The sequence below is a fragment of the Bradyrhizobium sp. Arg816 genome (genome assembly GCF_029989365.1).
Lineage (GTDB): Bacteria > Pseudomonadota > Alphaproteobacteria > Rhizobiales > Xanthobacteraceae > Bradyrhizobium.
Genome location: NZ_JAPRAQ010000018.1, coordinates 39283 through 53603 on the forward strand (window position 1 = coordinate 39283; position 14321 = coordinate 53603).

At 65.4% G+C, this 14321-nt stretch carries 13 protein-coding genes; 11 read left to right on the plus strand and 2 right to left on the minus strand.

Features of this window, described 5'->3' with window-relative positions; all coding sequences use genetic code 11:
* Nucleotides 1-79 precede the first annotated feature (79 nt).
* From rfaD to OWC48_RS32610, 7 genes are all read left to right on the plus strand, one after another.
* Nucleotides 80-1060 carry an ADP-glyceromanno-heptose 6-epimerase gene (rfaD, locus tag OWC48_RS32580; RefSeq protein ID WP_282523653.1) on the plus strand — a complete coding sequence of 327 codons (981 nt, stop codon included), beginning with the start codon at nt 80-82 and terminating at the stop codon, nt 1058-1060.
* A 13-nt stretch (nt 1061-1073) separates the two neighbouring features.
* Nucleotides 1074-2558 (plus strand): D-glycero-beta-D-manno-heptose-7-phosphate kinase, encoded by a 1485-nt coding sequence (gene rfaE1, locus OWC48_RS32585; RefSeq protein WP_282523654.1) that lies wholly within the window; start codon nt 1074-1076, stop codon nt 2556-2558.
* Between the two features lie 41 nt (nt 2559-2599).
* Nucleotides 2600-3847, plus strand: coding sequence for an O-antigen ligase (locus OWC48_RS32590; RefSeq protein ID WP_282523743.1), 1248 nt, complete (start codon nt 2600-2602; stop codon nt 3845-3847).
* Nucleotides 3848-3946: 99 nt separating this feature from the next.
* Nucleotides 3947-5860, plus strand: a complete 1914-nt coding sequence (locus OWC48_RS32595; RefSeq protein WP_282523655.1) for a nucleoside-diphosphate sugar epimerase/dehydratase — start codon at nt 3947-3949, stop codon at nt 5858-5860.
* A gap of 2 nt (nt 5861-5862) precedes the next feature.
* Nucleotides 5863-7083, plus strand: coding sequence for a glycosyltransferase family 4 protein (locus tag OWC48_RS32600; RefSeq protein ID WP_282523744.1), 1221 nt, complete (start codon nt 5863-5865; stop codon nt 7081-7083).
* Nucleotides 7080-7220, plus strand: coding sequence for an NAD-dependent epimerase/dehydratase family protein (locus tag OWC48_RS32605; protein WP_282523656.1), 141 nt, complete (start codon nt 7080-7082; stop codon nt 7218-7220). The genes OWC48_RS32600 and OWC48_RS32605 overlap by 4 nt, the downstream gene beginning before the upstream one ends.
* The gene (locus OWC48_RS32610) at nt 7166-7303 is read left to right on the plus strand and encodes a hypothetical protein (RefSeq protein WP_282523746.1); all 138 of its coding nucleotides are present in this window, start codon (nt 7166-7168) and stop codon (nt 7301-7303) included. The genes OWC48_RS32605 and OWC48_RS32610 overlap by 55 nt, the downstream gene beginning before the upstream one ends.
* Nucleotides 7304-7313: 10 nt before the next feature.
* Here OWC48_RS32610 and OWC48_RS32615 read toward each other — a convergent pair whose 3' ends face one another.
* Both OWC48_RS32615 and OWC48_RS32620 read right to left on the minus strand, forming a co-directional pair.
* Nucleotides 7314-8342 carry a glycosyl transferase gene (locus OWC48_RS32615; RefSeq protein ID WP_282523657.1) on the minus strand — a complete coding sequence of 343 codons (1029 nt, stop codon included), beginning with the start codon at nt 8340-8342 and terminating at the stop codon, nt 7314-7316.
* A 2-nt stretch (nt 8343-8344) separates the two neighbouring features.
* Nucleotides 8345-9304, minus strand: a complete 960-nt coding sequence (locus tag OWC48_RS32620; RefSeq protein WP_028153035.1) for a lysylphosphatidylglycerol synthase transmembrane domain-containing protein — start codon at nt 9302-9304, stop codon at nt 8345-8347.
* 221 nt (nt 9305-9525) lie between these two features.
* Between OWC48_RS32620 and OWC48_RS32625 the strand changes: the two genes are divergently transcribed.
* From OWC48_RS32625 to OWC48_RS32640, 4 genes are all read left to right on the plus strand, one after another.
* Nucleotides 9526-10515 (plus strand): SDR family NAD(P)-dependent oxidoreductase, encoded by a 990-nt coding sequence (locus OWC48_RS32625; protein WP_282523658.1) that lies wholly within the window; start codon nt 9526-9528, stop codon nt 10513-10515.
* 7 nt (nt 10516-10522) lie between these two features.
* The gene (locus tag OWC48_RS32630; protein ID WP_282523659.1) at nt 10523-11935 is read left to right on the plus strand and encodes a mannose-1-phosphate guanylyltransferase/mannose-6-phosphate isomerase; all 1413 of its coding nucleotides are present in this window, start codon (nt 10523-10525) and stop codon (nt 11933-11935) included.
* Between the two features lie 183 nt (nt 11936-12118).
* Entirely contained in the window at nt 12119-13123 is a 1005-nt protein-coding gene (locus tag OWC48_RS32635) for a Gfo/Idh/MocA family protein (RefSeq protein ID WP_282523660.1), read from the plus strand.
* A gap of 39 nt (nt 13124-13162) precedes the next feature.
* Nucleotides 13163-14314: a DegT/DnrJ/EryC1/StrS aminotransferase family protein gene (locus OWC48_RS32640; protein ID WP_282523661.1), complete on the plus strand. Its 1152-nt coding sequence runs from the start codon at nt 13163-13165 to the stop codon at nt 14312-14314.
* The last annotated feature ends 7 nt before the right edge of the window (nt 14315-14321 follow it).

A 14321-nucleotide genomic window follows, 5' to 3' on the forward strand; every position in this document is an offset into this window, starting at 1 on the left:
TACACTTTGGCGGATCATGCGCTAGGGCAGGACCGGGCCGTGAAAATCGGGCAGGGCAAAACCTGGCAGGGTAGGTGGAATGTTGCTGGTGACCGGTGGGGCCGGTTTTATCGGATCGAATGTCGTCGCTGCGCTGAACGAGGTCGGTCGCAGCGATGTCGTCGTCTGCGATCTCCTCGGGACCGAGGGCAAGTGGCGAAACCTCGCCAAGCGCCAGCTTGTGGATATCGTCCCGCCGGCCGAGCTGCTCGACTGGCTGAAGGGCCGCAAGCTCGACGCCGTGATCCATCTCGGGGCGATTTCCGAGACCACCGCGACCGACGGCGACCTCGTGATCGAGACCAATTTTCGCCTGTCGATGCGCCTGCTGGACTGGTGCACGGCGGATGCGGTGCCGTTGATCTACGCCTCGTCGGCCGCGACCTATGGCGATGGTGCCGACGGCTTTGACGACGACGCCTCACCGCCCGCATTGAAGAAACTGCGGCCGATGAATCTCTACGGCTGGAGCAAGCACCTGTTCGATCTCGCCGTCGCCGAGCGCGTCGCGCGCGGCGAGAAGCTGCCGCCGCAATGGGCCGGACTGAAATTCTTCAACGTGTTCGGCCCCAACGAATACCACAAGGGCTCGATGATGAGCGTGCTGGCGCGCCGCTTCGATGATGTGAGGGCGGGCCGTGTCGTGCAGCTGTTCAAGTCGCACCGCGAGGGCATCGCCGACGGCGATCAGCGCCGCGATTTCATCTATGTCGACGACGTTGTCCGCGTCGTCATGTGGCTGCTGGCGACGCCGTCGGTGTCCGGTCTCTTCAACGTCGGCACCGGCAAGGCGCGCAGCTTCAGGGACCTGATGCTCGCTGCCTATGCGGCGCTCGGCACCAGGCCCAACATCGAATATGTCGACATGCCCGAGCAGATCCGCGGCAGCTATCAATACTTCACCCAGAGCGAGGTCGATCGCCTGCACCGCGCCGGCTATAACGGCGGCTTCACGACGCTCGAGGATGCGGTGAAAGCCTATGTCGGCGATTATCTCGACCGGCCAGACCGCTTCCGCTGAGGCTTCAAGGACCATGCCGACCCCCATTCTCGATTTCGACGCTCTCGCGCAAGCCATCTCAGGCCGTACGGTGCTGTGCATCGGCGACATCATGCTGGACGAGTTCGTCTATGGCGAGGTGTCGCGGATCTCGCCGGAAGCGCCGGCGCCCGTGATCGCCGCCCAGCGCAGCGATATCCATATCGGCGGCGCCGGAAACGTCGCGCGCAATATCGCGTCCCTCGGGGCGCGCTGCATCTTCGTCGGCCTCGTCGGCGAGGACGATGCGGGCAAGCGGCTCGAAGCGGCACTTGCGGAGCATGTCGGCATCGAAAGCGCGCTGGTGTGCGATCCGTCGCGGCCGACCACGCGAAAAGTCCGCTTCGTCTCCGAGCATTTTTCCACGCATATGCTGCGCGCGGATTGGGAGCAGGCGGTGCCTGCCTCCGACGACATCGAGACCAGGCTGATCGACGCAATCCTGCCACAGATCGCGCACGCCGACATCGTGCTGCTCTCCGACTACGCCAAGGGCGTGCTGACCGCGCGCGTGATCCGCCACACCATCGACGCCGCGCGAACGCTCGGCAAGCCCGTGATCGTCGATCCCAAGAGCCTGAACTGGGCGATCTATCGCGGCGCCACGCTGCTCACGCCCAATCGCAAGGAATTTTCGGAGGCGACCCGCAGCCGCGCCGACACGCCGCAGAGCATCGTCGATGCCAGCGAGGACGTGATGCGGCTCGCCGATTGCGAGGCGATCCTGGTCACGCAAGGCGAGCAGGGCATGACGCTGGTGCCGCGCAATGGCGAGGCCGTTCACGTTCCGGCTGTCCCTGTGAAGGTGCGCGACGTCTCCGGCGCCGGTGACACCGTCGCCGCTGCGCTTGCGGTGTCGCTCGCGGCGGGCGCGGACTGGGACACGGCGTTGCGGATGGCGAATGCGGCCGCTGCCGTCGCTGTCGGCAAGCAAGGCACGGCCAGCGTGAGCGCGGCCGAGCTGCGGCGGAAGATCCTGCCGCATGCTTATCTCGCGGCTGAGGAGAAGATCGTGCTCGAGCCTGATACGCTCGACGCGCAGCTCGCGGAATGGCGCCGGCAGGACCTGCGCGTCGGCTTCACGAATGGCTGCTTCGACATCCTGCATCCCGGCCACGTCAAGGTGTTGACCGCGGCGCGCAGAGCCTGCGATCGCCTGATCGTCGGCCTCAACAGCGATGCCTCGGTGCGGCGGCTGAAGGGCGCCGATCGCCCGGTTCAGGACGAGCGGGCGCGTGCGGAAGTGCTCGCGGCGCTCGAAGCCGTCGATCTCGTCGTCATCTTCGAGGAGGATACGCCGATCGATTTGATCACCCGGATCAAGCCGAGCGCGCTCGTGAAGGGCGGCGACTACACCCGCGAGCAGGTGGTTGGCCATGAGGTCGTCGAAGCCGCCGGCGGAATCGTCCTGCTGGTCGACATCCTCCAGGGCTTCAGCACGACCGCGCTGGTCCATCGCGCGCGGGGAGGGGGCAAGTGACGGACCAAGCGACGACGCTCGCCCGGGAGACGACCGCCCAGATGTGGCGGCGCTTTCGCAGCCCGGCGGCGTGGTGCGAGACGGCCGACCTGTTCGCGATCCTGACCGTGGCCTCGCTGCCCTGGTCGACCTCGCTCGCGGCGATCTTCAACGCTCTGTTCCTGGTCTGCATGGTGCCGTTTCTCGACGTCCGCGCATTCCTGCAATCGCTGAAGCGCCCGATCGCGGCCGCGCCGATCGCGCTGGTCCTGCTCGCGCTGGTGGGCACGGTGTGGTCGGATGCGGCCTGGGGCGCGCGCTTCTATGCGGTCAACCCGACCGTCAAGCTGCTCGTGCTGCCCGTGCTGCTCTATCATTTCGAGCGCTCGTCGCGCGGGCACTGGATCTTCATCGCGTTCCTGGTGTCCTGCGCGCTGCTCTCGGTGATGTCGTGGCTGGTGGCCTTCTATCCCAACCTGACGCTCAAGCCCGATCACCTCGAGCGCGGCATCTTCGTCAAGAACTACATCGACCAGAGCCAGGAATTCGCGCTGTGCGCGGTCGCGCTCGCCTATCCCATCGTGATGCTGCTGCGCCAGAAGCGCTATTGGTTCGCGGGACTATTGATCGCGCTGGCTCTGAGCTTCTTCGTCAACATGGCCTTCGTGGTGGTGTCGCGCACCGCGCTGGTCACCGTTCCGATCATGTTCGGCGTGTTCGCACTGCTGCACCTGCGCTGGCGCAGCATCGCGATCATCTCGGCCGCTCTGCTCGCCGGCGCCGCTCTCGCCTGGCAGGCCTCGCCGCAATTGCGCAAGACCGCCGACACCTTCGCCAGCGACTACACGCGCTATGTCGAAAAGGGCGAGCCGACCTCGCTGGGCTTGCGGCTCGAATTCTGGCGGAAATCGCTCGGCTTCTTCGCGGAGGCGCCGATCAAGGGGCACGGCACCGGTTCGACGCGTGGATTGTTCGAGCAGGTCAAGACCGGCAGCGGCTACCAGGCCTCCGCCGAGGTGATCGGCAATCCGCATAACCAGACGCTAAATGTCGCCGTGCAATGGGGCGTCATCGGCATCGCCGTTCTCTACGCGATCTGGGTCCTGCATCTCCTGTTGTTCCGCGGCGACGGGCTGGTCCATTGGATTGGCCTGCTGGTGGTGGTGCAGAACGTCTTCACCTCGCTGTTCAACTCCCATCTGTTCGACTTCCACGAGGGCTGGATGTATGTCATCGGCGTCGGCGTTGCCGGCGGCATGGTGATCCGGGCCCGACACGCCGAGGCGAAGGTGGGGGAAGCTGGTTCCTGAACGGCCGCGCGGCTGGCAAGCCTTGTACTGGCAAGTCTTGTCGAGATGGGCTATCAGCGCAGTCAGGTTGCACCTAACTGGGATTTCATCGGTCGGCGGATGACGCGTCTTTCGCATCTCACCTTGCGCAATTTCCTGATCGCGCTCCACGACCTGCTGGCGACCACGGCGGCGCTGTTCGCAGCGTTCTACCTGCGTTTCGAGGGGGGCCACGGCTTCTTCGACCGCCTGCCGCTGCTATTCCAGATCCTGCCCTACTTCCTCGCCTTCAGCATGGTCGTGTTCTTCGTCTTCAACCTGACCACGACGAAATGGCGCTTCATCTCGCTGCCTGACGCTCTGAACATCATCCGCGTCGCGACCGTGCTGACGGTTGCCCTCCTGGCGCTCGACTACATCTTCGTCGCCCCCAACGTCCGCGGCGCCTTCTTCATCGGCAAGGTGACGATCGTCCTCTACTGGTTCCTTGAGATAACGTTCCTCACCGCGTTGCGCATAGCCTACCGGCACTTCCGCTATACGCGCGTGCGGCGTCGTGCCAAGGGCCAGAATGCCGCGCCGACACTGCTGATCGGCCGCGCCGCGGATGCCGAGGTGCTGCTGCGCGGCATTGAGAGCGGCGCGATCAAGCGCATCTGGCCGGTCGGTGTCTTGTCGCCGTCGAGTGCAGATAGCGGCCAGTTGATCCGCAATGTGCCGGTGCTGGGCGGTATTGACGACATTGAGGACGTCATTAGTGATTTCGCCAAACGCGACAAGCCGATCGCACGCCTGGTGATGACGCCGTCCGCGTTCGAGCCGGACGCTCATCCGGAATCGATCCTGATGCGCGCGCGCAAGTTAGGGGTGATCGTCAATCGCATGCCCTCGCTGGAGAGCGGCGACGAGCCGCGCCTCACGGCCGTCGCGGTCGAGGACCTCCTGCTGCGGCCGAGCGAGACAATTGACTATGCGCGCCTCGAATCCTTGATCAGGGGCAAGGCGGTGATCGTCACCGGCGGCGGCGGCTCAATCGGCTCCGAGATCTGCGAGCGCGTCGTCGCCTTCGGCGCCTCGCGCCTCCTGATCGTGGAAAATTCCGAGCCGGCGCTCTACGCGGTCACGGAAGCGCTCGCTGCGCACGGCACGGCGGCCGCGATCGAGGGGCGGATCGCCGACATTCGCGACCGCGAGCGCATCATCCGCCTGATGGCGGAGTTCAAGCCGGACATCGTGTTCCATGCCGCCGCGCTCAAGCACGTGCCGATCCTGGAGCGCGACTGGAGCGAGGGCGTCAAGACCAACATCTTCGGCTCGATCAACGTTGCCGATGCGGCGCGCGGCGCCGGCGCCGAAGCCATGGTGATGATCTCGACCGACAAGGCGATCGAGCCGGTGTCGATGCTCGGCCTCACCAAGCGCTTCGCCGAGATGTACTGCCAGGCGCTCGACCACGATCTCGCCGCAGGTACCGGTAGTGTCAGGTCGCCGATGCGATTGATCTCGGTCCGGTTCGGCAACGTGCTGGCATCGAACGGCTCGGTGGTGCCGAAGTTCAAGGCCCAGATCGAGGCCGGCGGCCCCGTGACGGTGACGCATCCCGACATGGTCCGCTACTTCATGACCATCCGCGAAGCCTGCGATCTCGTCATCACGGCGGCAACGCATGCGCTCGGAACGCAGCGTCCCGACGTCTCGGTCTACGTGCTCAACATGGGCCAACCGGTGAAGATCGTCGATCTCGCCGAGCGCATGATCCGCCTCTCGGGCCTCCAGCCCGGCTACGACATCGAGATCGTGTTCACGGGCATGCGGCCGGGCGAGCGCCTGCACGAGATCCTGTTCGCCTCCGAGGAGCCGACCCGCGAGATCGGTGTCGCCGGCATTATGGCCGCGCAGCCGAACGAGCCGCCGATGCAGACGCTGCGCAAATGGATCGCGGCGCTGGAGCAGGCGATCGCGCGGGACGATCGGGCCACGATCAAGACCATCCTGAAGGATGCGGTTCCGGAATTCGGGTCGACCGCGGCTTGACCATGCATTCTCAAGGCAAGATCGTCGTCGCGAGCCAGCATTACCCGCCTGATCCGAGCACGACCGCGGCGATCATGGCCGAGATCGCCTGCCGCGTCGCCGTCGACCACGAGGTCATCGTGCTGTCGGGCTCGCCCGGCGAATTGCCGGCCTCGCAAACCGGCCCGGGCAAGCCGCGCGTGATTGCCATCAAGAACCGGATGGCGGGAAAGACCGCGCTGGTGCGGCGTGGATGGTCCGAGCTGCTGTTTGCGGCGCGCACGTTCTTCGCGCTGATCCGGGAGCTTAGGGCAGGTGACGTCGTGCTCACTGTCACCGCGCCGTTCATGCTGCCATATGCGGTCGCGGCGGCAGCAAGGCTGAGGGGGGCGCGCTCGGCGCTGATCATGCACGACCTCTTCCCCGATGTTCTCGTGATGGCAGAAATCCTGAAGCCCGGCTCGTTCGTGACGCTGACGATGCGCGCGGCCAACAGCCTGATGTTCCGCGCGCTCAATGCCGTCATCACCATCGGCCGCGATGCGGAGCCGCCGCTCTTGAGCTATTCCGGCATGAGGCGGAACAAGATCCGCTTTATCCCGAACTGGGCGACGCTCGTACCCGCGGCACGTCCCCTGGCGCCGGACAATCCGTTCCGTAAAGCGCTGTCCGCGCGATTCATTGTCGGCCTGTCGGGCAATCTCGGCTTCACCCATGATCCGGAGATCGTGTTCGAGGCGGCACGCCTTTTGAAAAACGAACCGGACATCCACTTCCTGCTATCCGGCTGGGGCATCGGCTTCGAGCGGCTGAAGCAGTTGCAGGCTGAAGCGAACTTGCCGAATGTGTCCTTCGTGGCGCGGGTCGCGGATGCCGAGCTCGAGGCGTTCCTGGCGGCTGCCAATCTCTGGATCATTCCGTACCGGAAGGACGTGGCGGGGGTGTCGGTGCCGAGCCGCTTCTACAATCTGCTGGCAGTCGGCCGTCCCGTGGCGCTGGTCTCCGAGCCGGAGGCCGAGGCTGCGTTGACGGTGGTGGAGAACGGGCTCGGCTGGGTCGTGACGCCGGGCCGCACTGATCAGCTCGCCGACGCAATCCGCGCGGCATCTCGTTGCGACGCCGCCGCTATGGCCGAACGCGCAGTGAAGGCGGCAGCGAAATTCGACCGGACAACGGCGATGAACGCCTATGCCGGGCTGATCGACGAATTGTTGCGCAACCCCGATCTGGCGGAGCAACGATGAGCGAGCGAAAACCGGTCGTGCTGGTGACAGGGGCGAGCGGCTTCGTCGGCCGTCATGTCGCGCCTGAGCTAGCGCGCGAGGGATGGTCGGTCCGCCCCGCGGTGCGCAGCCCGGAGGGATCGACGACGAGGTCGTGATCGAATCGATCGGCCCCGATACCGATTGGGAGGCGGCGCTCGAAGGCGTCGACGCCGTGGTCCATCTCGCCGCGCGCGGCTGACGCTGTCGGCTCAGAACGCCTGAGGGCGGGAGAAGCGGCGCAGCACGAATCCGATCGCGATCGCGCCCGCGACAAACGCGAGCCATGTGACCCAGGTCGAGCTTGCGCTGACGGTGATGATGGCAAGCACAGCCAGCAATAGATTGAGCGCGAACACATCGCCGATCACGCGGCGGACCGTGAAGCCGTTGTCGGTCGCACGCTGGTAGAAGTGCGAGCGGTGTGCCGACCAAAATTGTTCGCGCCGCGCGATGCGCCGAAACAACGTGACGGTGGAATCCACGAGGTAATAGGCCGGCAGCAGCAGTGCCGCGGCGGGCTGCCCTTGCCAGGCGAGCTCCAGCAGGCACCAGCCGAGCAAGAGTCCGATCGGCAGGCTGCCGACGTCGCCCAAAAACACTTTTGCGACCGGACGGTTGAACGGCGCAAAGCCGAGCACGGCGCCGCACAGCGCCGTGGCGATCAGCGCGGCGGATGGAGAGAGGTCACCCCACCATCCGAGCAACCCGAGCGTGGCCGTTACAGGGACCACCTCCGCCACCGTCATGAGGTCGAGCCCGTCCATGAAATTGACGAGGTTCACGAACCAGACGCCGCCGATGAGAATGAGGGTGCGTTCAACCGCAAGCGGCAGAGCCGGAACGATCCGCAGCGCCTCCGGTGTCGCGAAGACGACGGCGGCCACAGCGCCCGCCTGCAACAGGAGCCGGAGCACGACCGGCAGAGGCCTGACGTCGTCGACGAGCCCAACCAGCGCGATCAGCAGGGCGGAGCCGATCAGAGGCAGCGGAATCGCGCCATGGATCCAGGCCGCCCAGGGCGCAGCGACCAGCAGGGTCGCCGCGATAACCGCGATACCCGCGCCCTGTGGCGTCGGAATGCGATGCGAGGACCGAGCGTTTGGACGCGCCAGCGCATAACGTTGCAGCAGCGGCATGCTCCACCGGGTGATGCACGCCGAAATCGGTGCAGCCAGCACGGCCGGCGCAAGCGCGAACAGCACCAGCCCGGCTGCAACGCCCGGACTCGAGGCGTACATCGTCACTCCGGCACTCCGAGCGGCGCCGACCCTTTCGCGGCCTTCTCCGCGCTGAGGATCCAGACCAGGCCGCCGATCGCGCCGACGATGAAGAGCACGGCGCCGAACAGCAGCGAGACGTTGACGCCTTCGTTGGCGGAAAGCCCGGCGAAACCGAAGGCCAGGCCCATCGTCGCCTCGCGCACGCCCCAGCCGGCGATCGAGATCGGCATCAGGGTGATCAGCATGATCGGCGGAATGAGGAGGAATGTCTGGCCGAAGCTGACGGGTGCGGCGATCGACTGCACCACGCACCACGCAATGACGACGGCGAGCACGTGAACGAGAAGCGACAGAATTGCGACGATCGGTCCGCGCTTGGCGTTGAAGATCACGCGGTTGGCAATCACGGCGCAGGCGTGGATGTGATGGGTGGCCCACCAGGTCTTCAGCCACGACCATTTCAGCGCGCCGAAGATCAGGAAACCGACGCCGCCTGCGAGCGCGGCGAAGTCGACGAGCAGCAGCGCCGAGCGTCCGTGCGGATCGGTGATGAGCTCGTAGCTCCAGGGCAGGCTCGCGACGACGACGATCGCCAGCGCGACGAGGCCAATCGCGCGGTCGACGAAGATCGAGTAGGTGGCCGCACGCCATCCGGCGCCGGCGCGCGCGACCAGCCATAGCCGGACCGCATCGCCGCCGATCGCGGAGGGCAGCGTCTGGTTGAAGAACGCGCCGATGACGTTGTAGCGCATGGCGCGGCCGAGCTCGAGCGGCGCGCCGCATTCGGCGCTGATCTCGCGCCAGCGGACCACGCCGACGAAGATTTGCAGGAACGTGACCGCGATCGCCATGGCGATCCAGAGCAGGCTGGTCGCGGTCAGGCGCGAGAACAGTTCGGACAGATCGACCTTGCGCAGCGCCAGGTAGAGCAGCGCTCCGGAAATCAGGATTTTGGCCGTCGACAGCAGGATTCGGCGCATCTCGCCCGCATGAACAGGGTTTGCGAAGATTTGAGGCAACCCGACGCGAGGCGTCGAATTCGGCCGCTTTGGTATGGTCTTGGCGCCGATCTTGCAATAGCGCTTATCTGGAGCGGTGACGAATAGCGGCGAGGCTATTGCGACGGCCTCGATACCGCGGCTAAACAGGCGCCGCGGGGCCGGCTTGGGGATCGCGTGGCAACAGATCGCTTGGGAACAGGATGACGGATCAGGCGATTTTGGTCACGGGAGCCGCCGGGTTCATCGGCTTTCACGTCGCCCGGCAGCTTCTGGCTGAGGGCCGGCCCGTGATCGGGCTCGACAATCTCAACAGCTATTACGATCCGGCGCTGAAACAGGCGCGCCTGGCGCTGCTTCGGAACGATTCCCGCTTCGCCTTCGTCGAGGCCGATCTTGCCGACCGCGAGACCATCGCGGCGCTGTTTGCGCGACATCGATTTGACAAAGTCGTGCATCTCGCGGCCCAGGCAGGCGTGCGCTACTCGATCGACCATCCGCACACTTACGCCGATTCCAACCTCCAGGGCTTTCTCAACGTGCTGGAGGGCTGCCGCAACAACTCTTGTCGTCATCTCGTCTACGCCTCGTCATCCTCCGTTTATGGCGCCAACACTAAACTGCCATTTGCCGTGCAGGACCGGACCGACCATCCCGTGAGCTTCTATGCCGCGACCAAGAAGGCGAACGAATTGATGGCGCAGTCCTACAGCCATCTCTACCGGCTGCCAGTCACGGGCCTGCGCTTCTTCACCATCTATGGCCCGTGGGGCCGGCCCGATATGGCCCTGTTTCTGTTCGTGAACGCCATCATGGCGGATCGTCCGATCCGGCTCTTTAACCATGGCAAAATGCGTCGCGACTTCACCTATATTGACGACGTCACCCGTGTAGTATCCAAGCTCATCGATCGGGTGCCCGCGGATGACCCGGCTGCCGCAAATGCGCCGTCTAAGGTCTACAATGTCGGCAACCGCCGTCCGGAAGAGCTGATGCATGTCGTCGGACTTCTGGAGCAGGAGCTGGGTCGGATGGCAATCAAAGAATTGCTGCCAATGCAGCCGGGAGACGTCTTGGAAACGTTCGCGGATGTCGAGGATCTGACGCGTGACACCGGCTTTGCACCGTCAACGCCGATCGCGCTCGGGGTTCGTAATTTTGTCACCTGGTATCGGGACTACTTCAAGGTTTGAAATGACGATGGACAAACGCATTATCCCCCTGATCATGTGCGGCGGTGCCGGCACGCGGCTTTGGCCGGCTTCGCGCGAGGTGCGCCCAAAGCAGTTCCTGCCGCTGTTCGGCACGCGCTCGACCTTCCAGGACACGCTGCTGCGCGTCTCCGACGCTTCGCTGTTCGATCGTCCGATCGTCATCACCAATGCCTCCTATCGCTTCATGGTGCTGGAGCAGCTCGCCGAGATCGGCATCGAGGCCGACGTGATCCTCGAGCCGATGCGGCGCGATTCCGGCCCCGCGATCGCCGCGGGTGCGGTGTTCGCGCAGAACCGCGCCAGTGACGCGATCGTGCTCGCGCTCGCCGCCGATCACGTGGTGCAGGACAATGCGGCCTTCGTCGCTGCGTGCCGCGAGGGCCTCATCGCCGCGAGTGCCGGGCGCATCGTCACCTTCGGCGTCAAGCCGGAGCGGCCGGCGACCGAATACGGCTATATCAGCCCGGGCGAGGTGATCACCGGTGAGGTGCACGCCGTCGCGCGCTTCGTCGAAAAGCCTGATGCCGTGAAGGCGGCCGACTACGTCAGCTCGGGCTATCTCTGGAACAGCGGCAACTTCATGTTTCCGGCCACTGTCCTGCTCGACGAATACCGCAAGGTGGATGCGGCGAGCGTCGAGGCGGTGTCCAATGCAGTGAGCAATGCCGGCCGCGATCTCGGCTTCGTGACGCTGGAGCCCGAGGCGTTCGGCGCGGCGAAGGCGATCTCGATCGACTACGCGGTGATGGAGAAGACCTCGCGCGCAGCGGTCGTGCCGGTGTCCTGCGGCTGGTCCGACGTCGGCTCCTGGCGTGCCGTGTGGGAATTGTCCGACAAGGACACGCAAGGCAACTCGGCGCACGGCACCGCCGTGTTCGAGGATTCGCGCAACTGCAACGTCACGAGCGATCATGCGCTGGTCGCGCTTGAAGGCGTCGACGATCTCGTCGTGGTCGCCACCGCGGATGCGGTGCTGGTCTCGCGCCAGAAGGATGCCAACGGCCTGAAGCGCCTCGTGACGAAGCTGAAGGTGGTCGCACCGAAGGTCACCGAGGAGCATCTCAAGGTGCACCGGCCCTGGGGCAGCTACCAGTCCGTCGACAATGGCGAGCGCCATCAGGTCAAGCGCATCGTGGTCAAGCCGGGCGGCCGGCTGTCGCTCCAGAAGCACCATCATCGTGCCGAGCACTGGATCGTCGTCCGCGGCGCCGCCCGGGTGACCGTCAACGAAACCGTCAAGACCGTGCACGAGAACGAATCCATCTACATCCCGATGGGCGCGGTGCACCGGATGGAGAACCCCGGCAAGATCGTGCTGGAACTCATCGAGGTCCAGACCGGGAGCTATCTCGGGGAAGACGACATCATCCGGATTGAAGACGACTATCAAAGGTCGTAACCAGCCAACTCCGAATCACGTGACCCGGGCCGACAAGGCGGCCTGTTTTTCGGCTTAAGGCCCGGGGAACGTGTAACTTTTTGAATCAAATCGTGTCCGGACCGTCAGGTCGGCATTCGCCACAAATGTGGCGCCCGTGCTAGAAGCGGCCCGGGGATTTGCGTTGAATCGGGGTTTGCTCAGATGAGTTCCAAAGGGTTTGCACCGGCAAAGGCCGGCTTGCGCGTGGGCGTCATTGGCGCGGGCGTGATGGGCAGCAACCATGCGCGCGTGCTTAGCGGTCTTCCAGGCGTCAGCCTCGTCGGTGTGGTCGATCCGTCGCCAGCGCATCTGACGCGCACCACCGAGCTTGCCAGCTGCCAGGGTTTCGAGGCGCTCGAGCAGCTCCTCGCCGAAGGTGTCGACGCCGTCACCATCGCGGCGCCGACCCATCTGCATCACGAGGTCGCGCTCGCGTGCATCGCCAAGAACATCCACGTGCTGGTCGAGAAGCCGATCGCCTCCACGGTCGCCGAAGGTCGCGAGATCGTCGCCGCCGCGCAAAAGGCCGGCGTCACGCTGATGATCGGCCATGTCGAGCGCTTCAATCCGGCGGTCGCCGCCGTCAAGCAGGCGATCGCGGGCGAGGACATTCTCTCCATCGCGATCACCCGCGTCGGTCCTTTCCCGCCGCGCATGTCCAATGTCGGCGTGGTCATCGACCTCGCCGTGCACGACATCGATCTGATCCGCTGGTTCACCGAATCCGACATCGTCGAGGTGCAGCCGCAATTGTCGAGCGCGGTCGCCGAGCGCGAGGACATCGCGCTGTTGCAGTTCCGCACCGCCAACGGCGTGCTCGCGCACATCAACACCAACTGGCTGACGCCGTTCAAGGCGCGCAGCGTCACGGTCGCGACCCGCGGCAAATACGTGATGGGCGATCTGTTGACGCGCCAGGTCACCGAGTGCTTCGGCTTCAAGCCGGACGGCAGCTATTCGATGCGGCATCTGCCGGTCGGCCATGACGAGCCGCTCCGTGCCGAGCTGATTGCATTCCTCAAGGCCGTCCGCGATGGCGAGACGCCCGCGGTCACCGGCGACGAGGGCGTCGCCAGCCTCGAGATCGCCACGCAGTGCCTGGAAACGCCGTCGCGGCCTGCGGCCAAGGCACCCGCCCGCTCAGGCCCGCGCCGCGTCGCCGGCTGATCCCTTTCCATGTCGACTTCTCAAACTTCGCAAGGCGCCATGAACCAGCATCTGCGTTCCGAACCCATTCCCTTCATCGACGTCGCCTCGCAGCGCCGCCGGCTTGGCGCCTCGCTCGATGCCGCCGTCAAGCGCGTCCTCGACCATTGCCAGTTCGTCAACGGCCCTGAAGTCGCCGAGCTCGAGAAGCAGCTTGCGGCCTATAGCGGCGCCAAGCACGTGATCGGCTGCGCCAGCGGCACCGATGCCATCCTGATGGTCATGATGGCGAAGAATGTCGGCCCCGGCGATGCCGTGCTGTGCCCGTCCTTCACCTTCATCGCAACCGCATCGCCGGTGGCGCGGACCGGCGCGACGCCTGTTTACGTCGACGTCGATGAAGCCACCTTCAACATGAGTCCGGAGTCGCTGAAGCGCGGCATCGCGACCGCCCGCAAGGCCGGCCTGAAGCCGGTCGCGGTGATTCCAGTCGATTTGTTCGGGCAGCCTGCCGACCACGACGCAATTGCCGAGATCGCCAGGGCCGTAGGCCTGTTCGTGCTCGATGACGCCGCCCAGGGTTTTGGCGCGAGCTACAAGGGCCGCAAGCTCGGCACCTTCGGGCTCGCCACCGCGACCAGCTTCTTCCCGGCCAAACCGCTCGGCTGCTTTGGCGACGGCGGCGCGATCTTCACCGATGACGACGAGCTCGCGGCGACGCTGCGCAGCATCCGCGTGCACGGGCAGGGCGTCGACAAATACGACAACGTCCGCCTCGGCCTGACCGGCCGGCTCGACACCATGCAGGCCGCGATCCTGATCGAGAAGCTGAAGATTTTTGACGACGAGATCGCCGCCCGCAACAAGGTCGCGGAGCGCTATGCGCGCGGCCTGTCGAACGTCGTCACCGTGCCGCGTCTGGCGCCGGGCAACACCTCGGTCTGGGCGCAGTACACCATCCGTCTCCCTGAGGGCACCGACCGCGACGGCTTTGCCGCCGCGCTGAAGGCCCAGGGCGTGCCGACCGCGATCTATTACGGCAAGTCGATGCACCAGCAGACCGCCTACAAGCAGTATCCGGTCGCCGACGGCGGCCTGCCGGGCTGCGAGAGCCTGTCGCAGGACGTCATCAGCCTGCCGATGCACGCCTACCTGACCGAAGCCGACCAGGAGCGAATCATCGCCGCCGTCCGCGGCGCGATCGCGGGCTGATTTTCGC